The organism is Hanstruepera flava (assembly GCF_023634025.1).
GTDB classification, from domain to species: Bacteria; Bacteroidota; Bacteroidia; order Flavobacteriales; family Flavobacteriaceae; genus Hanstruepera; species Hanstruepera flava.
Genome location: NZ_JALJCW010000006.1, coordinates 1 through 21,613 on the forward strand (window position 1 = coordinate 1; position 21,613 = coordinate 21,613).

Annotated in this window: 19 protein-coding genes; 5 read left to right on the top strand and 14 right to left on the bottom strand. The window is 35.3% G+C overall.

Annotated features, from left to right (window positions below; genetic code table 11):
- A partial coding sequence (locus MTX13_RS13655; RefSeq protein WP_250436865.1) for a VWA domain-containing protein occupies positions 1 to 1,186 on the bottom strand: 1,186 nt, incomplete at its 3' end.
- 295 nt (positions 1,187 to 1,481) lie between these two features.
- Between MTX13_RS13655 and MTX13_RS13660 the strand changes: the two genes are divergently transcribed.
- The gene (locus tag MTX13_RS13660; protein WP_250436867.1) at positions 1,482 to 2,066 is read left to right on the top strand and encodes a GNAT family N-acetyltransferase; all 585 of its coding nucleotides are present in this window, start codon (positions 1,482 to 1,484) and stop codon (positions 2,064 to 2,066) included.
- Here MTX13_RS13660 and MTX13_RS13665 read toward each other — a convergent pair.
- The 4 genes from MTX13_RS13665 to dnaK form a co-directional block, all read right to left on the bottom strand.
- The gene (locus tag MTX13_RS13665) at positions 2,055 to 3,002 is read right to left on the bottom strand and encodes an NAD(P)H-dependent flavin oxidoreductase (RefSeq protein ID WP_250436885.1); all 948 of its coding nucleotides are present in this window, start codon (positions 3,000 to 3,002) and stop codon (positions 2,055 to 2,057) included. The two genes, MTX13_RS13660 and MTX13_RS13665, sit on opposite strands and share 12 nt — an antisense overlap.
- A 185-nt stretch (positions 3,003 to 3,187) precedes the next feature.
- Complete coding sequence (locus MTX13_RS13670) at positions 3,188 to 6,610, bottom strand: T9SS type A sorting domain-containing protein (RefSeq protein ID WP_250436887.1); 3,423 nt, start codon at positions 6,608 to 6,610, stop codon at positions 3,188 to 3,190.
- Between the two features lie 331 nt (positions 6,611 to 6,941).
- Positions 6,942 to 7,745, bottom strand: coding sequence for a T9SS type A sorting domain-containing protein (locus tag MTX13_RS13675; RefSeq protein WP_250436902.1), 804 nt, complete (start codon positions 7,743 to 7,745; stop codon positions 6,942 to 6,944).
- 276 nt (positions 7,746 to 8,021) lie between these two features.
- Positions 8,022 to 9,926, bottom strand: coding sequence for a molecular chaperone DnaK (dnaK, locus tag MTX13_RS13680; RefSeq protein ID WP_250436912.1), 1,905 nt, complete (start codon positions 9,924 to 9,926; stop codon positions 8,022 to 8,024).
- Between the two features lie 196 nt (positions 9,927 to 10,122).
- On the opposite strand from dnaK, the gene MTX13_RS13685 reads away from it, so the two are divergent.
- Together MTX13_RS13685 and MTX13_RS13690 are read left to right on the top strand one after the other, a co-directional pair.
- Positions 10,123 to 10,620 (top strand): hypothetical protein, encoded by a 498-nt coding sequence (locus tag MTX13_RS13685; protein WP_250436914.1) that lies wholly within the window; start codon positions 10,123 to 10,125, stop codon positions 10,618 to 10,620.
- Between the two features lie 79 nt (positions 10,621 to 10,699).
- Positions 10,700 to 12,124, top strand: coding sequence for an L-serine ammonia-lyase (locus tag MTX13_RS13690; protein WP_250436916.1), 1,425 nt, complete (start codon positions 10,700 to 10,702; stop codon positions 12,122 to 12,124).
- Between the two features lie 4 nt (positions 12,125 to 12,128).
- Here MTX13_RS13690 and MTX13_RS13695 read toward each other — a convergent pair whose 3' ends face one another.
- Positions 12,129 to 12,596: a nuclear transport factor 2 family protein gene (locus MTX13_RS13695; RefSeq protein ID WP_250436918.1), complete on the bottom strand. Its 468-nt coding sequence runs from the start codon at positions 12,594 to 12,596 to the stop codon at positions 12,129 to 12,131.
- A gap of 116 nt (positions 12,597 to 12,712) precedes the next feature.
- Here MTX13_RS13695 and panB point away from each other — a divergent pair, with 116 nt between their 5' ends.
- Positions 12,713 to 13,531 (top strand): 3-methyl-2-oxobutanoate hydroxymethyltransferase, encoded by an 819-nt coding sequence (panB, locus tag MTX13_RS13700; protein WP_250436919.1) that lies wholly within the window; start codon positions 12,713 to 12,715, stop codon positions 13,529 to 13,531.
- A complete protein-coding gene (locus MTX13_RS13705) occupies positions 13,531 to 14,226 on the top strand; it encodes an RluA family pseudouridine synthase (protein ID WP_250436921.1) in 696 nt (231 codons plus the stop codon). The genes panB and MTX13_RS13705 overlap by 1 nt, the downstream gene beginning before the upstream one ends.
- Here MTX13_RS13705 and MTX13_RS13710 read toward each other — a convergent pair.
- The 8 genes from MTX13_RS13710 to MTX13_RS13745 form a co-directional block, all read right to left on the bottom strand.
- Positions 14,221 to 15,060 (bottom strand): sensor histidine kinase, encoded by an 840-nt coding sequence (locus MTX13_RS13710; RefSeq protein ID WP_250436923.1) that lies wholly within the window; start codon positions 15,058 to 15,060, stop codon positions 14,221 to 14,223. The genes MTX13_RS13705 and MTX13_RS13710 overlap by 6 nt on opposite strands.
- Positions 15,053 to 15,619, bottom strand: a complete 567-nt coding sequence (locus MTX13_RS13715; protein WP_250436925.1) for a hypothetical protein — start codon at positions 15,617 to 15,619, stop codon at positions 15,053 to 15,055. The genes MTX13_RS13710 and MTX13_RS13715 overlap by 8 nt, the downstream gene beginning before the upstream one ends.
- A gap of 149 nt (positions 15,620 to 15,768) precedes the next feature.
- The gene (locus MTX13_RS13720; RefSeq protein ID WP_250436927.1) at positions 15,769 to 16,290 is read right to left on the bottom strand and encodes a hypothetical protein; all 522 of its coding nucleotides are present in this window, start codon (positions 16,288 to 16,290) and stop codon (positions 15,769 to 15,771) included.
- Between the two features lie 46 nt (positions 16,291 to 16,336).
- Positions 16,337 to 17,875, bottom strand: a complete 1,539-nt coding sequence (locus MTX13_RS13725) for a YifB family Mg chelatase-like AAA ATPase (RefSeq protein ID WP_250436928.1) — start codon at positions 17,873 to 17,875, stop codon at positions 16,337 to 16,339.
- Positions 17,876 to 17,921: 46 nt separating this feature from the next.
- Positions 17,922 to 19,145 carry a sulfate reduction electron transfer complex DsrMKJOP subunit DsrP gene (dsrP, locus tag MTX13_RS13730; RefSeq protein ID WP_250436930.1) on the bottom strand — a complete coding sequence of 408 codons (1,224 nt, stop codon included), beginning with the start codon at positions 19,143 to 19,145 and terminating at the stop codon, positions 17,922 to 17,924.
- A gap of 25 nt (positions 19,146 to 19,170) precedes the next feature.
- The gene (locus MTX13_RS13735; protein WP_250436932.1) at positions 19,171 to 20,295 is read right to left on the bottom strand and encodes a 4Fe-4S dicluster domain-containing protein; all 1,125 of its coding nucleotides are present in this window, start codon (positions 20,293 to 20,295) and stop codon (positions 19,171 to 19,173) included.
- A 6-nt stretch (positions 20,296 to 20,301) separates the two neighbouring features.
- The gene (locus MTX13_RS13740) at positions 20,302 to 20,928 is read right to left on the bottom strand and encodes a cytochrome c3 family protein (RefSeq protein WP_250436934.1); all 627 of its coding nucleotides are present in this window, start codon (positions 20,926 to 20,928) and stop codon (positions 20,302 to 20,304) included.
- Positions 20,921 to 21,613, bottom strand: coding sequence for a multiheme c-type cytochrome (locus MTX13_RS13745; protein ID WP_250436935.1), 693 nt, complete (start codon positions 21,611 to 21,613; stop codon positions 20,921 to 20,923). Before MTX13_RS13745 ends, MTX13_RS13740 begins: the two co-directional genes overlap by 8 nt.

Genomic DNA, 21,613 nt, shown 5'->3' on the forward strand with positions numbered 1-21,613 from the left:
AATCGTGCGAACCTGCTGCATATTCCTGACCTTCATAGGTATAGGTGTCACCTGAACAGACCTGAACGGTATCGCTGTCATCTGGTGTAACTGGGTATGATAAAACATCAATATTATAATTTCCTTCACCAAAACATGTTCCTGATGCTTCTACCTTTACATCATAATTTCCAGATTGTAATCCAGTAATTATAACTGGGTTATCAGATGTTACCAATGGTGTTCCATTGTTTACAGTAATTGTATAAGGTGCAGGAACACCATTACTAATATTTATTGTAATGGTACCATTAGAATCTCCATCGCAAATTGTAGAACCTTGAACATTTGCTGCTATTGGACAAAGGCTATTAGCTAAACTAGCAAAACACTCTGCTAATGTATTAAATCCTTGGTCAATGTACATATCTGCAGTGGCAATAGTTTGTCCAGATGGACTCCCATAAATATCATCATCTGAAATATCTTCCATTAAGCCAGCATTTACACCACCTACTCCCAAAATGAACATGTGTGTTCCTTCACTCTTTATTTGATTTGCTACTTGAACGGCATTGTAAATTTCCGCTTCTTCAGTATCTGAACCATCACCACAAAAATCATAACTGGAACTAATATTATTGGTGTCTGGTGTCCAAGCAGTTGGTACACCATCTGTAAAAACTAGCAATAAGTCTGGAGCAGCTAAAGCGTCTGCCAGCATTAAACCAGCTTGCCAATTAGTTCCTCCTAAATCGCCTTGATCTGGATTATAAGTTTGCCCATTATAGGCTATTCCATCAAAATAGTTATTCATACCGGTTATTACATTTGCAACTGGTGTATAGGAGTTGACAACATAATTAGCCACAGAACCAAACTCAATGACCGCAACATTAACTGGTGTACACTCTAATTCCTGCAGAAAGGCGTTAACACCATTTTCAACATCTTGTTCAGCATTAGCATTACCAATAGAATTGGATTCATCAATTACTAATATAACGTTAATACTACCTTGGCAACTAACCGATAAATCTGGATTAGCCGTTACAGAGTAATTAGGGCAATCATTACAATTGTCTCCCACATCATCGGGACAAAAGGTTTGTGATTGCATTTGTGTTGAGAAAAACAATAAAGCTAAAAACAATAGCATTTTTTTCTCTGAAAGATTTTTGAGGAGTGAAATGGTAAAACGCTTCATAATGGTTGATTTTTGTTAATAAAAACCAAACATAAATGAGTCACAGAATATGCAAAAATGAGGCTGACATATGCTATTAATCAACCTTTTTGCTATTAATTAAGAAAAAATCAATTTTTGAGAATTGATTTCTGTATGCTTAAAGAGAATAACCAAAAATATAATTTTTATTTAAACCACCAAACTTTTGATGTTATATATAGTTGTATTACAGATATTTACAGACGAACGGTAAATACTATTCAATAAATACATTAATTTTATAACATAATAACAATTAAAGGCTTTATTAAATATGCTTTCTGTATTAATAGAAAACCCATTTGTAAAATTATCGGTATTAGACCTAACCAATTATTCTGTGTTAAATAAGATTTCTAAAGAAGAAAACCTTATTTATTATTCTCCTTCAGATATTTCAACTCCAGAAAACCTTAAAGAGTATGTTCAAACAGCTGTTGATGGTTATTATCTTAAAACTACTATACCGTATTTAATATTTGATAAGCAAAAACAAGCATATGCGGGAACAACACGATTTGGATTAATCAATTGGAAAAACAAAACCTTACATATTGGTTGGACGTGGATTGGTAAAGCATTTCAAGGAACAGGTTTAAACAAACATGTTAAATTCTTGATGCTTCAGTATGCCTTTGAGGAATTACAATTTGAAAAAGTAGAATTCAGAATTGATGAACGCAATATTCGTTCTAGAAAAGCCGTAGAAAAACTGGGTGCTACATTAGAGGGTGTTTTACGCAAAGACACCTTAATGCTCGATGGTTTTAGGCGTAGTACCTGTTGCTATGGTATTTTAAAGGATGAGTGGCCAGGTATAAAAGAGTTGAGATTTCAGGGTTTTGATTCATATCACTAATTTATTTACTATATCCTTTACAGGCAAAATGGCATTAGTATGCTCTATACTTGGTCCTGCAACCCAAACCGTTTTGTAGGTTGCTTTCAGCGCGGCTTTTTCTGTAGCCTTCATTCCGATATAAAAGCGTAACATTTTGACCCATTTCTTAAGCTTTCGATTTTTATTTAAGGTTCTTTCTAGCCAAGGTGATTTCGTTCCTATTTTTTTTACATAAGGCGTATTAATCACCGTACATGGCGTACCCGATATTCGCTCGGTTACAACAATATCTTTTGAACCATAATCTACACAAGCCTGTTTATATTCTTGTGTCACTCCTGCTTCTTCTGAAGCTATAAACGGGCTGCCAACCGAAACACCTTCGGCTCCATAACCCAATATCTCTTCAATATCGGCTTTACAGCCAACACCACCTGCTGAAATTATTGGGATTGACACATTTTCTTTTAATAATGAAATAATTTCTTTTGGTGATAAGTTTCCTCGATGTCCACCTGCTTCATTGTTTACAGCAATAACTGCATCTGCTCCTAGCCTTTCTACTTTTTTTGCAAAATGCAAATCGGTTACATCACAAAAGACCTTTATGCCTACTGCATGAGCTTCCCGTATGGTTTCTTCAGGACTACCAAGTGATGTTATTATAAAATCACAACCTTCCTCACACAATACTCGTAATTGCTCTTTATATTTAACATTAGATTTATTTACTATCAAATTAAATCCAAAAGAGCCACCCTCAACCTTTGCTTTTTTAAGCTCTTTAATCGCATCACGCAATTCTGATAAAGTTCTGTAGTTTAATGCAGGAATGCATCCCGCTATTCCAGATTTCATGGCTTCAGTAACCATACTGGTATTTGAAACCAAAAACATAGGCGCTTGAATAATGGGATGATTTATATTAAGCAGTTGAGTAAGTTTTGTTTGCATATTGGATTATGTTTCCTACAAATATAGCTAATTTATTATGCGCGCATAGTATATTGCGTAAATAAATTATAACCTTATAGCAGGTATCATTCTAATAACAAAACATATTCACTTGACAATAAATTTTACACTAAAAAGCCCAGCTAATTAGCTGGGCTTTAACTTTTGATTAATATTAATAAAGTTTATTTTCTAGGCTTAAAAGAAACTATTTTCTTAATCATTACGCCTTTTTTAGTAGTTAATCGTACTAAAAACAGCTGATTATCAGTATTCGTCATGTCTATTGTAGTAACTGCTTCAGTTCCTTTAATATAACTAACATTTTCCACCTTTCTAATCAATGCCCCTTTAATATCAAATATTTCTAAAGTTACATCGGTTTCATAAGGTATATTGTAAGCAATATTCACTTCCTTATCAAAAGGTACTGGATAAGCTTTGAAACTGTTAACAATTCCAGATATTGTTTCGTTTCCTTCCTCACATTCAAAAGCATCCATAAATTCAGTTTCTCCACTATCATCAGAATATATGTCCTCTTTTTCTGGACTGCACATGCAAACTATTTCACAGGTTACTGCATGAGCTATAACATATATACCTTCTGAATTATCTGCCATTTCGTTGTCTATAACAACCGTATAGCTATACACGTTTCCTGAAAATGATGGATTGAATGGATATTGTCCTGGTGCTACTGTTGGTCTTCCGCGATTTTCTGGATACGGATCGCAACCCACATATACATGTGCTTCATTCATTGTGAAGCCCTCAAAAATCTCATAAGTAATTTCTACTTGTGATTCAGTATATGTTACATGAACAACACCTACTAATTCACCTCTATTGGTATCACAATGTGCTGCTCCAGCCCATAAATCCATTTTATACACACCATAATTTGGTAAATAATTAGTCCAACCCCAACGTCTAAAATCAGGAATGAAGCATTGGTCTCCAGAATCTGCTTTTGCAAAAGCAGTTTCACAATTATCAACCAGATCAAACTCTCTGATTATAGTACAGGTTTCTGTACCTAAATTACCACAATCATCATACACCTCAAAGTCATAATAGCCAATTTGCGAACATCCATCTTCAGATAATACAATTCGTGTTGGACCATCAAGCGTTAATGTGCCACCTGCTGAACAGTTGTCAGTCCATTTTGCTGATAATGATGGGAATTCATCATTACACAATGTTGGTAAATCTTCTGGACACGTAATAACTGGATCGATCATATCGTACTCTCGTGATACTCGCGTGGTCTCGGTATCATCATTGCCACAATCATCCGTAATGGTGAACGTATAAAGTCTGTACTGGATACAGCCATCTTCACTCTCGCCATCATCTACACCGCCATCTGACTGGATGCCCTGACCTCCTGCCGAACAGTTGTCTGTCCAATCCGTCGTCAAGAACGCTGGCCAATCATCGTTACAGTTTGCCAATTGGTAATCGGGTACGTCTACGATCTCTGGATCGGTCATATCGTACTCTCTGGCTACCCGCGTGGTCTCGGTATCATCATTGCCACAATCATCCGTAATGGTGAACGTATAAAGTCTGTACTGGATACAGCCATCTTCACTCTCGCCATCATCTACACCGCCATCTGACTGGATGCCCTGACCTCCTGCCGAACAGTTGTCTGTCCAATCCGTCGTCAAGAACGCTGGCCAATCATCGTTACAGTTTGCCAATTGGTAATCGGGTACGTCTACGATCTCTGGATCAACATCATCAGCAGCTACTGTAAATGTGGTTTCACAAAATTCTTCTTGTTCACAATCATCGCTTACAGCATATCTTATTTTTGCTACGCCTCCACCACAAACACTAGGAGCCGTAAAGTTTTCTAATGTTACTTCTTCATCATCTATATAATACGTAAAGGCTTCAATAACAGTACCTCCACCGCCTTCATAAGTAAAGCCAGTTGGGTTTTTCCAATCATTAAACCTAGTATCTATATCATCGGTACAACTAACAGCATCCGTATCTGGACAATCAGGAATTAATGTTTCCGCTGTGTTAATACTATTAACAGTAAACTCTTCACTTTCGGCAGTACAACCTGGGAAACCTGCTAGCATAACTGTTGCAAACACTTTATAAACACCAGGTTCTGTTGCTGCATATGTATTGGAGTTAGGGTCTGTTCCCGGAATCAAGACGCCATCTTTATACCATTCATAGGTATAAGTCCCGGGTGGTTGAGCTGTTGCCGTTAAAATGACTTCAGTCATAAAACAATCTAAATCTCCACCAGCAAGTGTAACCGTATATTCTGGCGTATCACCCAAATCAAATGGTCCTGCCATATCTTTAAGTTCAGCCGTAAAGGAATCTGATGAACGTGTTTTAACAATTACGCTTCCTAATGGTGCTTGACATTCACCGCCTGTACTTCTGGTATCTAAACCTAAAAGTGTTGCGTTAATACCAAACTCTGCCAAAGTTGGAGAAATATATTCATTGGTAAAGCTTCCGCCAGGATCAATAGTTCCCCAAGAAGGTGCTGCTACGTTTGCAGATGTATTTACTTGTGCAAAAATAGCTGCTTCTCCTGTAATATCAGACCTTAAAGAAATTCTTGCATACCCATAAGGGATATTATTATCATTATTACAATTGTAAAATTCAAAATTACCATTTTCGTCTCCAAAGTTAAATGGTCTAAATGCCAATGAATTAAATGCTGTAAATGATGCATTTCCACCAGGAAAATCATCACTATCTATCCAAGCATATAATCTGACGTCTGCTACCGATCCGCCATTGGTATAATTAGCCGATAATATCACATCACCGTGAGTAATCACTGCTCCACTTGCTAAGTCAAATTCATAGGATGTATGACCGCAATCGGTACCGCCTGTAACTATTGTACCATTATTGTTGTTATCAGCCGGAACTTCGTCTTCATCTGGTATATACGTTACCTTTTCTCTAAAATACTCAAAGTCAATGTAACTTGTTCCATTATCACTTCTAGTAGAAGCAGCAGCAAATGCCCATTCATCATCATTATTTGGAAAAACGGCATCTGAATCACGTCTCAAATGAGCATAAATGTCAATAATATCATTCTTTTGAGGTACGTCTCCCTCTTTAATGGTCCACGTTGATGGATCATCAAAATTCTTGTCATCACCGGCACCAAATACATTAGAGTCCATATTACCACCATTGGTATTTTGGTCTCGAATGTACACAGCATCAATCCATGTATCACCATTTACAACAGTGTAAACAGGAACTGACATTCTAAATTCTTTTGAAACATTGGCACCAGAAGCTAATTCAGCTATGTCAGCTGCATTAGTTTCATCGATAACTCCCAGACCAGTTGCGCCTTGAACCCAATCGTCTGTTCCCATTCCAGAATCTGGACTAAATGAAAACAGCCCAGAATAAACATCGGCATCTACACCAAAATTTACGTGTATAGATGACCCTAACGGAACTGATTGCGCTTGAACACTATTGTTTGAATTGAGCATAAAGCCTAAAAACAAACAACAGAACAATAGCATTTTTAAAGGACTTTGCTTTACTCGCCAATCCTTAAATGAAGTAATTTTGTAATTCATCATAACTTACATATTTAATTAATACCCTCGTTGCATAAACAAGTAAGCTATGTGTAAAAAAGAAAAAATGGAGCAATATAGCCTGAATACACTAGCGCGTATTCAATTTAAGTTTGCTACAACCAATATATTGCTATTAAATATTCTATTGAGGAGTCATAAATATAAGCTATTTATTTTTAATTAACAAAAAAAACACACGCAATACACTAAAAAACAATTAATTACACCAACATTAAACATCAAAAAGAAAATTGCTGAAAATAAAAAAAGACCCAAAATATTTTGGGTCTTTTTTTTAAGTGCTTTCAAAAAAGTTTATTACTAAAACCTATTATTTCTTTATAAATTTATAGGCTTTTGACGTGTTATTAATTTCTAATTTAATTAAGTAACTACTAGGTTTTAAATTTGAAACATCAATTTGGTTATTAATAATACTCTTTCCGTCTACCTTTAAAACCCGTTCTCCAAGCACATTATATACTTCAATATTTGAAATTGGTTGATTGGTTTTAAACGAAAGTTCGTTGATAACTGGGTTTGGAAAGATTGAAAAACCACTAAATTCATTATCTACTGTAGATAAAGTGTTCGTGTATTGCACTCTAAAATCATCTAACAAAAGATAATCTTGATTGCTACAATTAAAGTGTCTAAAAATTAATTTAACAGATTTATTGGCATAAGTATTAGGAATATCTATTTCAATATCTGTTGCTGATGCAGCACCACCTTGTGTTAATGTTTGCTGAAACAGCACATTGTCATATGGGCTACCTACTCCAACTTCCTGAATATATACTGTATACGATTCAAGGTAATTAGTAGCACTTGAAGAAGCTACACGTATTGTAAGCTTAATGTCATTAGCTTCATCAGGAATAAAAAAAGCTGGTGTAAAAAGGGCATTATCAGGTGTCAGTGAGCTAGAAGGTGACCCATAAAATCTACCTGATTCAAAACCAAAGGTTTCTCCCCCTGAATAATAAAACCAGTTTGAACCATCTCCGTCTAAATCTTCACCTGACCATCCTGTTAAATCTTCACAATCTGAAGACCAAATAGTTGTTTGGGCTGTAATTGTCCCCATAATTACCATAAACACAGTAAGGTGTAAAAGTAAATTTCGTTTCATAACTTTTGCTATTAATATTGATGGAATAAATGTATTTAAATCAGTTATTTTGTCTTTAAAGTGTATGATTTTTTCGATAAAACGCAAATTATTTGTAAGAATTATAGATTTTTTGTAATCCAAATCCTATATTAATAAAACAAAAACGCAACCATTTTTGATTGCGTTTTTTTCTAAATATTATATAAAAATATTCTTGAGATTCCTCGACTATGTTCGGAATGACAATTTATTTTACTTCTTCGAAGTCTACCTTTCGACTCCGCTCAAGACAGGCTACTTGACTTCTTCGAAGTCTACGTCTTCTACATCACTTCCTTCGTTTGATGCTCCTGCATCACCTTCTGGTTGTGCCTCTGCTCCACCTTGTTGAGCTTCAGCTTGTGCCTTGTACATCTCTTCGCTAGCTACTTTCCATGCTTCATTAATTTTCTCTAAAGCAGGATCAATAACAGCTAAATCTTTTGTTTCGTAAGCTTTCTTTAACTCTTCAAGCGCTTCTTCAATTGGTTTCTTTTTATCATCAGATAATTTATCACCAAATTCTTTTAATTGACTTTCTGTTTGGAAAATCATAGCATCGGCTTGATTCAACTTATCAGCTGTTTCTTTTGCTTTAGCATCAGCTTCTGCATTGGCTTCTGCATCAGCTTTCATTTTTTGTATTTCCTCTTCGGTTAATCCTGAAGATGCTTCAATTCTGATATCTTGTTTTTTACCAGTCGCTTTATCTTCAGCAGACACTTTAATAATACCATTGGCATCAATATCAAATGTTACTTCAATTTGAGGTGTACCTCTTCTTGCCGGTGGAATACCATCTAAATGAAAACGTCCAATAGTTTTATTATCTGCTGCCATTGGCCTTTCACCTTGTAAAACGTGAATCTCTACCGATGGTTGATTATCTGCTGCTGTTGAGAATACCTGACTCTTTTTTGTAGGTATGGTTGTATTGGCTTCAATTAACTTGGTCATTACGTTACCCATTGTCTCAATTCCTAATGACAATGGTGTTACATCTAATAACAATACATCTTTTACATCACCTGTTAATACACCACCCTGAATTCCAGCTCCCAAAGAAACTACCTCATCTGGATTTACACCTTTACTTGGTTTTTTACCGAAGAATTTTTCTACAGCTTCTTGTACTGCAGGAATACGTGTAGAACCACCAACAAGAATAATCTCGTCAATATCACTTTTTGATAAACCTGCTGCTTTTAATGCAGACTCACAAGGCTCAATAGTACGCTTAACCAAATCGTCAATTAATTGTTCAAATTTAGAACGTGTTAAAGTACGCACCAAGTGCTTTGGTCCGCTAGCGGTAGCCGTAACGTAAGGTAAATTGATTTCGGTTTGAGCAGAAGATGACAATTCAATTTTTGCTTTTTCTGCAGCTTCCTTTAAACGCTGTAAAGCCATTGGGTCTTTACGCAAATCCATATCTTCTTCAGCCTTAAACTCATCTGCTAACCAATTGATGATCTTTTCATCTACGTCATCACCTCCTAAATGTGTATCTCCATCTGTTGATAATACCTCAAATACACCATCACCTAATTCTAAAATAGAAACGTCGTGCGTACCACCACCAAAATCAAATACAACAATTTTTTGGTCTGTTCCTTTTTTATCTAAACCATAAGCTAATGCGGCTGCAGTTGGTTCGTTAATAATTCTTCTAACTTTTAATCCTGCAATTTCTCCAGCTTCTTTAGTAGCTTGACGCTGACTATCATTAAAATAAGCAGGAACTGTAATAACTGCTTCGCTTACATCTTGGCCTAAATAATCTTCAGCTGTTTTCTTCATTTTTTGAAGAATCATAGCTGATAATTCTTGAGGTGTATATAAACGACCGTCTATATCAACTCTAGGTGTATCGTTATCACCTTTTACTACTTTATATGGTACACGTTCTGCTTCTTTTTGAGATTCAGAATACTTGTTCCCCATAAAACGCTTAATTGAATAAACAGTTTTTGTTGGATTAGTTACAGCCTGACGCTTCGCTGGATCGCCAACTTTTATTTCACCACCTTCTACGAAAGCGATTACTGAAGGTGTTGTGCGCTTACCTTCTGCATTAGGAATAACAACGGGTTCGTTACCTTCCATTACAGATACGCATGAATTTGTTGTTCCTAAATCGATTCCAATAATTTTACTCATAATACTATGTTACTTTTTATAGATTTTCGTTCTAAACGAAAAAGTTGTGTTCATTTTTAATTCGGTTTGTATAAGTCAATGATTGTGCCATGTCAAAAAATATGACAGCTTGTCACATTTTAATATTAATACGTTAAAACATAAGACATCTCTTCAATTATTCTTATTTTAGATTCAGAAACAAATCGTATTTATCATGAAAAAAATTGCAATCTTATTTATTACTATTTTCAGTCTAGTTATTACATCTTGTGAAGGCCCATCTGGACCTCCTGGTCCGCAAGGTCAAGATGGTGGTCTTATAGTTGCCCCAGCTTTTGAAATTGAAATAGATTTTACTCCAGGAAACAACTACGAATATTTTGAACCCTATGGTTTTGAAATTTATCCTTTTGATATGACCCTAGTTTACATACTGTGGGAAACTGTAAATGGTCAAGATATTTGGCGCTTATTACCGCAAACTGTTGAGTTTAGTGATGGTACGTTAGTATATAACTACGATTTTACTCGAGATGATGTGCGCTTCTTTTTAGATGGCACAACTGATTTTAACACATTAGATCCTTCATGGACGCAAAACCAAGTTTTTAGAGTAGTTGTTGTTCCTGCTGATAATGTTGGCAGACAAAACTATTCTGACATTAATGTGGTTATGGATGCCTACAATATCAAAAGTTTTGAAAAACGCTAATCGGTTTTAAACTTTTCATTTTTTTGTTCTGTCATTAAGAACTAAATGTATATTTGTGGCCAATTTTAACTGATGTTTTATGGAATGTATTTCAGTTTTTGACATGCTCAAAATTGGTGTTGGCCCTTCAAGTTCGCATACATTAGGGCCATGGCGTGCTGCTGAACGATGGATTGAAGAATTGAAAGCTAATAATACCTTTAATAAAGTTGAAAAAATATCGGTTGATTTATATGGTTCTTTATCATTAACAGGAAAAGGCCATGCTACAGATCTTGCCGTAATGCTTGGTTTAAGCGGTGCTGACCCTGAATTGGTTCCTGTTGAATCTATTGATGTTATTATTAAGTCTATTGAGAATTCTAAAACTATTCTTTTTAATAATGAACTCCCATTGGATTTCGACCCTGATAAGGATATTACCTTTAACAAAAACTTTCTGCCCTTTCATTCCAATGGTTTAAAATTTTCTGCGACCGTCAATGGCAGAAAGCGTAGTTCTACATTTTATTCTATTGGTGGTGGATTTGTAGTTAAAGAAGAACGCAAAAATTCCAAGAAGAATAAAACCATTTTTCAAAATACATTTCCCTATCCCATAGCCAAAGGGACAGAGCTGCTACAATTTTGTTCAAATTTAAACATGTCTATTTCTGAAGTTGTGTTGGAAAACGAAAAATCGATTAGACCAATTGAAACTATTGATTTTGAGTTGCAACGTATTTGGAATACCATGCTCGAGTGCATGTATGTTGGTTGCCATTCTGAAGGTGTTTTACCTGGTGGTTTAAATGTAAAACGCCGTGCTTTTGACATGCACCAAAGATTAATCGGAGATATACCGTATAATGACCCTGTAGAATGGATTGCTGCCATACGAAATACCGAAGTTAAGTTTCGTCAAATTATTAAATGGGTGAGCTGTTTTGCTTTGTCTGTAAATGAAGTTAACGCATCACTAGGACGTGTGGTAACAGCTCCAACTAACGGTAGTGCTGGCGTTATTCCTGCAGTTTTAATGTACTACTTGGTAATTGAAAATCACGATGGCAATTTTGAGGATATAAAACGTTTTCTTTTAGTTGCCAGTGAAATAGGAAGTATATTTAAAAAAGGCGCCACTATAAGTGCCGCAATGGGTGGTTGTCAAGCCGAAATTGGTGTGTCATCTGCCATGGCTGCTGGAGCTTTGTGTGAACTTCAAGGCGGTACACCCGAACAGGTTTTAGTAGCTGCCGAAATTGCTATGGAACATCATTTAGGTATGACTTGCGACCCAATAGGTGGATTGGTGCAAATTCCTTGTATAGAACGCAATGCCATGGGTGCCATAAAAGCCATAAACGCCTCAGAATTAGCTTTAGATAGTGATCCACATCACATGAAAGTACCTTTAGACAAGGTTGTCAATACCATGTGGGAGACAGCCAAAGACATGAACTCCAAATATAAAGAAACCTCTGAAGGTGGTTTAGCGGTTGGTGTTAACCTAACAGATTGTTAACTATTTAACCTTTATTGGCTTCGCAATCACTGCGTCTTCTGGAATCTATTAAGTATACTATTTTCCACTGACCGTTATCATGAAATAATTGGAATGAATTTACACCACAATGGCTAAAATTCCCATTGAACCAAAACTCATAAGGTGTCCAAGCACTGGCCATATTTCCATCTACTTTAATAACATAATCCAATAAGCGTTCGTCCCATTTCTGATCTGCAGTACGTTTGGCAATGGCTTGAAGTAAATCATTGGAATCACCAGTTTGTATAATATCTTTACCTTCTTTATTTCTATACGTTGATTGGGTTGGAAATTTCCCCATCATAACCGTTTTCATCAAGACAGTATCGCCTTTATGAAACCCTTCAAAAAATGTATCAATTGCTGCTTGTACATTTTTGGTTTCATCGGTTTGACCAATAGCTGTAGAAGAAATAATAATAGCTACTAAAAGTAATATTCGTGTCATAATTTTAATTTTGTTTCTAATTTAATCTATCGACTTTGAAGTGAATGCCCATTAAAGAAAATTTTAACACTAATCACTTAATTTAGTACTTTTACAGCCACCTTAAAATTATAAGTATGTCAGTTGCAAAAAACGATTACAAAAGAATTACTGTAAAAACATTGGTTGATATGAAGGCTAATGGAGAAAAAATTTCAATGCTCACGGCTTACGACTATACCATGGCAAAAATTGTTGATGGTGCCGGTGTTGATGTTATTCTTGTTGGAGATTCTGCCAGTAATGTAATGGCTGGACATGAAACTACACTACCCATAACCTTAGATCAAATGATTTATCATGCTTCGTCTGTAGTTAGAGCCATAGATCGTGCATTGGTAGTAGTTGATTTACCATTTGGAACGTACCAGAGTGATCCTAAAGAAGCTTTAAGATCAGCCATTCGCATCATGAAAGAATCTGGCGGACATGCTGTTAAACTAGAAGGAGGTAAAGAAATTAAGGACTCTATAAAACGTATTTTAAACGCAGGAATTCCAGTAATGGGTCATTTAGGTTTAACACCGCAATCTATATATAAATTTGGAACCTATACGGTTAGAGCCAAAGAAGAACAAGAAGCCAAACAATTAAAAGAAGATGCCTTAATGTTGGAAAAAGCGGGCTGCTTCGCTATTGTACTAGAAAAAATCCCTGCAAAATTGGCTAAAGAAGTTGCCGAAAGTATTTCTATTCCTGTTATTGGCATAGGAGCTGGAAATGGTGTTGATGGTCAAGTTTTAGTGCTTCATGATATGATTGGAATGACTCATGAATTTAATCCACGTTTTCTTCGTCGATACATGAGTTTATATGAAGACATGACCAATTCAATATCGCAATATGTAGATGATGTAAAATCTATGGATTTCCCAAATGATAACGAGCAGTATTAGTGAATAAAGTACTTTCAAACAAAGATAATCTCCAAGTTCTTTATGAGGACAACCATATTATCATTGTAAACAAGCGTGCAGGCGATATTGTTCAAGGTGACAAAACTGGTGATAAGCCTTTAAGTGAAGTTGTAAAAAATTACTTAAAGGAAAAGTACAACAAACCTGGTAATGTGTATTTAGGAGTCGTACACCGTTTAGACAGGCCTACAACAGGTATTGTTCTATTCTCTAAAACCAGTAAGGCTCTACCTAGATTAAATAAATTATTTTCAGAAAAAAAAGCAAAAAAAACATATTGGGCTTTGGTTAAAAACAAACCGCCGAAAATAAAAGACACACTTGTTCACTGGTTGAAAAAGAATCCCAAAAACAATAAATCTACTGCATATATTAAAGAAACTACGGACAGTAAAAAGGCAATACTTCATTACAATACATTAAAAAAGCTAGATAACTTTTATCTATTAGAAATTGCTTTAGAAACTGGAAGACATCATCAAATACGCTCACAACTATCTAGTATTGGTTGCCCTATAAAAGGTGATTTAAAATATGGTTTTAACAGAAGTAATAAAGATGCTAGCATTAGCCTTCATGCACGACAACTTGAATTTACCCATCCAGTTTCAAAAGAAAACATATTCGTAACCGCTCCTTTACCTGACGATCCGGTTTGGAACGCATGTCTATAGTTTTAATGTTTCAGCTACTCTATAAGGATAGTCAATTATCATAGAGGTTCCTTTTCCAGGAGTCGATTCCAACTTGAAGCTTGCTTTAACCAATTTAGCCCTATTATCCATGTTCAATAAACCGGCCCCATTTTCTATAGTATTAACATCAAAGCCCTTGCCATTATCTTCAGCTTGTATAACAAGTTTGTCTTCTAAATATTGAAGAGCAACTATAAAACTTTCAGCTGAAGCATATTTAACTGTGTTAGATAAAAACTCCTGAAAAATTCTAAACAGTATGATACTATCTTTATTGTTTCGAAGCATAGTGTTATCGCCTTCAACTTTTAATTCTGCTCTAATAAGTTGTAATCTATTCAGCCTTTCAACTTCATTTTTAATAGATTCCAAAAAACCACGATTAGCAATTACGTCGCTATTCAAAGATTTGGACAATGCTCTTACTTCCCGTAAACTATCCTTTACAACATCTTTGGTTTCTGTAAACTGGTTTTTGATGGTATCATCAACCGAAGTCGCCATAATACTTAACTGCATATTAGCAACAGAAAGCAATTGCCCAATATTATCATGTAACTCTTGCCCAATGTTCTTTAAAGTTTCTTCTTGAATTTCTATTTGTGTATTAGAAAGTTCTTCTTCAAAAGCCTGCTGCTGCTGTATTTTATCTCGGATGAGTTTGTTTTTTCTTTTTTGAAAAACTACAAAAAACACTATAATTAAAGCACACAATACTAACAAAACACCAACCATATAAATCAACAAATTACGTTCTGCTGAAGTAGAAACTGGCTTTTGCAGTTCAAAAAAAACTAATAATTGATTAATCATAATCGGGATGTGAAACTATTAGACCAACTGTATAGGTTATATACATAAATGAAATCGCTATTAAATTTATACGGTTTCGTAAATTAACATAATCGGCATCCTCTAAATTAAAATAATGCTCAAAGAATACCAGCGGAGTTTGAATTAACCATAAAATCAATATAGCACAACTGATATAAAACCCTAACGCTTTGTAAAAATTCAGGATTCTATCGCTTTGCAAAACCTCCAAAAAATAGAAAAAAACACATTTCAAAATTATCATTAAGCTGGCTATCTTATTAAATGGTAATGAAGTATTAAAAAACTTTGGGAATGTAAAAACAATTTCTAAAACGGAAATAATTAAAAACATAACTAGTGATATTTTTAATATTCGTTTAGATATTTTACTATTTAAAATTTTCTGAAAGTACCAGGCAAAAAAAACTGTACCACCAATACTCCAGAAAATGGTAAACCACCAATAATTTTTTTCAAGTAAAGTGCCTTCCAAAAAATTCAAAAAACCGTCATCCCTAACATAAGAAGCATATTTTCCCAAAAAGACAATAATCACTATATAAACTAAAAAATATATAAAATATTTAGCATTAGTTCGTCTGTACTTTTTAAAAAGGATTAACCCAGTTATCGCAGCTAAAAGCTCTAGCACAAAATAAACAAATGTGCTGTGTTTAGTTAAGAAGTCAAACAATAGTCCTTAAATTATTGTGGATAATTAGCTGAAGGTGGGTAACCACCTTGTCCATCATTCATGCCATCACCACCGGGAATATCGCCACCAACACGTTTAAAATTCAATAAAGTACTGCTTCCTTCAGATAATGACTCACTACCTGTTGGCACCATAAATACAGTCGTGTAACCAGCTCCTAATTTAGGATCATCAGGATAGGCTGCCATATAAATACGAATACCATCCATATTATAACCTAATGCAGTAGATTGACTATCGGCATACTTTAAATAATTTTCAACATCAACCTTTGAAAACCAAACCGAACGATTATCTCCACCGCTACGAGTTACAATTGAATCGCTAATTAAATTATATCTTGAATTATAAGCTTCATCTAATACTTTGGCTTGTTTTGGAGTAATTAATCCTGATGGTTTTGTTATTGCCATATCGTCTACATGAGGAGACCCTTCGCAATTTGGACAAAAGTAATATGTTGCTAATGCTCCAATAATAAGACCTAAAATAAGTGGTGTAAGTTTTTTCATAATTAGTATGTTTGGTTAATATTTAGTTTTAAAGTTAACAAAAAAATTAGCCTAGCCAACCTTCCCTGTCTAAACTTCTATATTGAATAGCTTCACTTATATGTGAGCCATTTATACAATCAGAGTGTTCCAAGTCAGCAATAGTTCTTGCTACTTTTAAAATACGATCGTATGCACGAGCGGATAAATTCAATCGTTCCATTGCTGTTTTTAATAATTGCATAGAGTCATCATCCAACTTACAGTGCTTTCTTATCTGCTTGGTGTTCATTTGGGCATTATAATGCACTTTATTAGATTCTTTAAAACGCTTGGTTTGAATTTCTCTAGCAGCAGTAACACGTTTTCTTATATCTACTGATGACTCTGCTTTTCTATCATCTGACAGTTTTTCAAAAGGCACAGGAGTAACTTCAATATGAATGTCTATCCTATCTAACAATGGTCCTGAAATCTTACTCAAATAACGTTGCATTTCGGCAGGTGACGAGGTAACAGGTGCATCTGGGTCATTAAAATAACCACCTGGACTCGGATTCATACTAGCAACTAACATAAATGATGACGGATAAGTCACCGTAAATTTGGCTCGAGAGATTGTTACTTCTCTATCTTCTAAAGGTTGACGCATGACTTCTAAAACCTCTCTTTTAAATTCTGGTAATTCGTCAAGAAACAAAACACCATTATGGGATAGGGAAATTTCACCTGGTTGTGGGTAACTACCACCACCTACTAATGCGACATTAGAAATAGTATGATGTGGACTTCTAAAAGGACGTTGCGACATTAATCCTGTATTTTCTTTAACACGCCCAACAACTGAATGTATTTTAGTGGTTTCTAAGGCTTCACTTAATGTCATTGGTGGTAAAATACTTGGCAAACGCTTTGCAAGCATGGTTTTACCAGCACCTGGCGGACCAATTAAAATAATATTATGTCCACCAGCAGCAGCTATTTCCATACAACGCTTAATACCTTCTTGACCTTTTACATCAGAAAAATCAAATTCTGGGAAATTAAGTTGCTTTTCGAATTCTGCTCGTGTATCAATTATGGTTTGTTCTAACTTCTCGCCTTTATCAAAGAAGTTTATGACTTGCTCAATGTTTTCCACACCAAAAACTTCAAGGTCATTTACTATAGCTGCCTCTTTTGCATTTTGAATTGGGAGAATAAACCCCTTAAATCCTTCCTCTCGTGCCTTTATGGCAATAGGTAAAGCACCTTTTATAGGTTGCAAAGAACCATCCAATGACAGCTCTCCCATAATAAGATAATCTTCTAAATGTTCTGCCTGTATTTGATTGGATGCCGCTAAAATTCCAATAGCCAAAGTTAAATCGTATGCACTTCCCTCCTTCCTTAAATCAGCTGGGGACATATTAATGATAATCTTCTTTCCCGGAATTTTATAACCATTGTTTTGCAGTGCTGCAGCTATACGATAGTTACTTTCTTTTATGGCATTATCTGGTAACCCAACAAGGTGATATCCTATGCCCTTATCTACATTTACTTCAACTACTACTGTTGAGGCTTCCACACCAAACACGGCACTAGCAAAAACTTTTTTAAGCATTTGAGAATCTTTCCAATAAATGTAAGAAAAGTATTTGAATTACTAATTATTGACTATTCTTATAACGTAATTTTCCTGTTTCAATTTTAATGGCTGTTTTGGCAAGAACTGTAAAAACCATAGCGCCTAATGCCCAGATACCTAACGTAACACCAATCTCGATTCCAGTTGGTGTATATTCAGCTATTTTACCATAAGGCCCAGGAATAAATCCAGGAACAATTAATCCGAATCCTTTCTCAATCCAAATGGCAACGAATAAGATAAAACAACAGAAATAGAGCACCTTTAGATTGTTTCTTAATTTATGGAATGTTAGTAGTACCGTTGCTAAAATATTTAGTGGAATTGCAGTCCAAATCCAAGGTAAAAGAGCGCCTTTACCATGTAATCCAAAAAACAAATAATAGGCACTTTCACTATGATGGGTTGGAGCATAGAATTCTTTAAACAACTCAGAAAACAACATAATTAAATTAATTTGAGCTGCCACAGTAACCACTAATGCGATTTTCTTTATCGTCTTGTCTTTAATATTAAATTCGGTAAACGTTCTGATAATGGCCAAAACTAATATAATTAATGCAGGTCCAGCAGCAAACGCTGATGCCAAAAAACGCGGTCCTAATAATGCATTATTCCAAAATGGACGTGCTTGTAAACCTTGATACAAGAATGCCGTGACTAAATGTATCGCAACAGCCCAAAAAACAGACAATATAGCTCCGGGAACATAAACTTTAGGATTGGAATCCTTTCCTTGATAATGTCTGAAGAGTATGTAAAACGGAATCGTAATATTTAAAAATAAATAGCCATTTAAAACCAAAACATCCCAAGTTAACATGGAGTTTGGAAAATTAAACACTCCTATTCCAGGAATCATATGCCAAAGTACTGAAGGACCTCCCATATCGGCAACAACAAAGGCTAAACACATAATTAAAGCGGCAACTGCCAATCCTTCACCAATTAAAACAGCTTGTTTAAAATCTATATCTTTTAATACGTATGTTGGCATAACTAACATTACTGCTGCTGCTGCCACACCCACTAAAAAGGTAAAATTGGATATATACAATCCCCAACTTACACGATCTGTCATTCCGGTAACTTGTAAACCTTCATCTAATTGAATAGAATAACAATACATACCCACAAGCATGATAAAGGTTAAAAATGCCATCCAAATATGGTACTTTTTTGAACCGTGAGTAATGGTATCTAAACTGTCCTTAACTAAACTTGAAAAAACTTTAAGTTGTCTCATAAAATCGGTTTTGCCATTCTAAATATTAATCCATGTAGTACCAGAATTTAGGTTCTGTTCCCAAATCTTCTTTTAGCCTAAATACTTTTTTATTCTCTAATACCCAACGAATAGTACTATTAGGGTCTAATAAATTCCCAAATACTCGTGCTCCTGTTGGACAAGCTTCAACACATGCAGGGTTTTTACCAGACCTAGAACGTTGTACACAAAATGTACATTTTTCCATAACCCCCTTTTTCCGCATGCGGTTTCCTAAATAATGTTGGTTATGGTTTACTTCGTTTTCAGGAACTTCCGGCTTACTCCAATTAAATCGACGGCCGTCATAAGGGCAAGCTGCCATACAGTATCTACAACCAACACACCAATCGTAATCAACGACAACCAAACCATCATCTTCACGCCATGTCGCTTGTACAGGACAAACTTCAACACAAGGAGGATTATCACAATGAAAACATTGCGTACCCAAATAAAAGTGTCCTTCCGCTGGAACTTCATGGTAGTAGTTATCATCAGCTTCATCAAACGATAAACCTTTACCATCTTTCATTTCATGAATGCGAATATATTGCATTTGTGAACTCCTATCTTGATTATTTTCCTTAACACAGGCACTTACACAATCCATATAGCCTTGACATTTTGAAATATTAAATGCATAACCAAACAGCACATCGGCTTCTGCGTTTTTTGAAGACATGCTTATGGTTTTTCCAGTACGTAATTGATACGAACGCACCAATCTATCCACCGTTGCTTTCTTCTCATCGTCAGACATCAATTTATAATTACCTTTAAATTGCTCTTCCCAATCTATCTGTGCCTTTTCCTTGGTTTCGTCATCTGTAATCACGCTACATGATGTAGAAACAGCTCCAGCTCCTATTAATAAACTTGCTGTTAACTTTTTAAATGCCGAACGTCTATCCATTTTCACATCGAAAACTTGGTCAAAACCATCTCTGGTTCTTTCTTCTCCAATTGAGGCATTTACTGCTGCATCGAAAAACTCTTTCTCACTCAACTCTTGTTTAGGAGCATTTGAATGGCATCCACCAGACGCGTTTCCACAACCACAAGTATTGGATTCTTTTTTTCTACTGTTTAGGTTTAGAGAAAACCATTTTTTGTTGTTATTGCTCATACCTAATTATTTTCTTTCTTTTATTTTTTGTGTATTAAATCGAGCTGGCCATTTTGTTCCAAACGCAGGATTGTGAGGATTATGGCAATTTACACAGGTTAGTGAAGCCCTTGGTGGTGCCCAACCGCCTATTTCTTTACCATGCGCACCTCCTTTCCAATCTTCAAACTGTTTGGTGTGACATTGGCTGCACAATTGATAACTTGCATTAAAATCGATATGGTTACTAGTCAAACTTTTTAAGTTATCCATGTTTTCTGGATTGTGACAAGTTGTACAATTCATAGTGTTTTCGTTCGCGTGTACAATCTCAATATCCCAGTGTGCCTTTTTCAAATCTGTGTTTTCCATATCTTGCAATGGTTTTGAATGGCATTCTGTACAAGCATAAGACTGAATTTGATTTTTCCTATCTGGTATTAAAAAAGATGTGCCATCTTCTGAAATCTCTATCAGTTCAATATTATCAAAATAAGATTCTGATGAAACCGTTACTCCTTTATATTCTTTACTTTTAGCTTCAATTTTTTCAATTACATTATGATATTCATCTTCTTTATGTTTACATGAGTATATGCTTAACGCTAATACCGTAATTACAATAAATTGGATAGCGACTGTATGTTTATTCATAACTATGTTGCCTTGAAAAATTACCGATATCTCTAATTTCTTTATTATTCAGAACATGACATTGCCTGCAATTAATACGTTCTGGATGCGTAACCCGTATCTCTTTAGGAGCACTCGGGCCAGCATGACAAGACAAGCAATTTTCTCGCATTTGAATTTGATGGGGAATCACAGGTGGACTACCTATCAACGCATTGTTTACACCAACTGCTGGCGCTTCTAGCTCTGGAAAATTAGTGCCTTTGAATAAACTTTGTGTTTTTAATGGCACATGACATTGTCTACAATTCACCATTTCTGGATGTGGTGTCACAGGTGCGTAAGCATTAAACTTCTCTGTGAAACCTCCATTTTCATGACATTGTAAACACGTTTTTCCTCCCATACTTCGTTCCTCTTTTACTGGATGAGGAATACTTGGTGGTGCACCATGATAGGCCCTATTATCATAATACCCATCTAAGCTTCGTTGATGGTTTTCATCAATAGGCATATTGGCATATTCTAAACCTAAATCAGAACGTTCAAAAACACCTGTTTCTGATGGAATCATTGGAGTTGGATTATTGTTTTCAATAGGAATATAGGCTTCTTCTAACCCTTCATAATAACTATAATTCCATACTGCAATAAATGCTGCAAATAGAATTACAAATAATGATATAATACCTAAACGTTTTTTCAT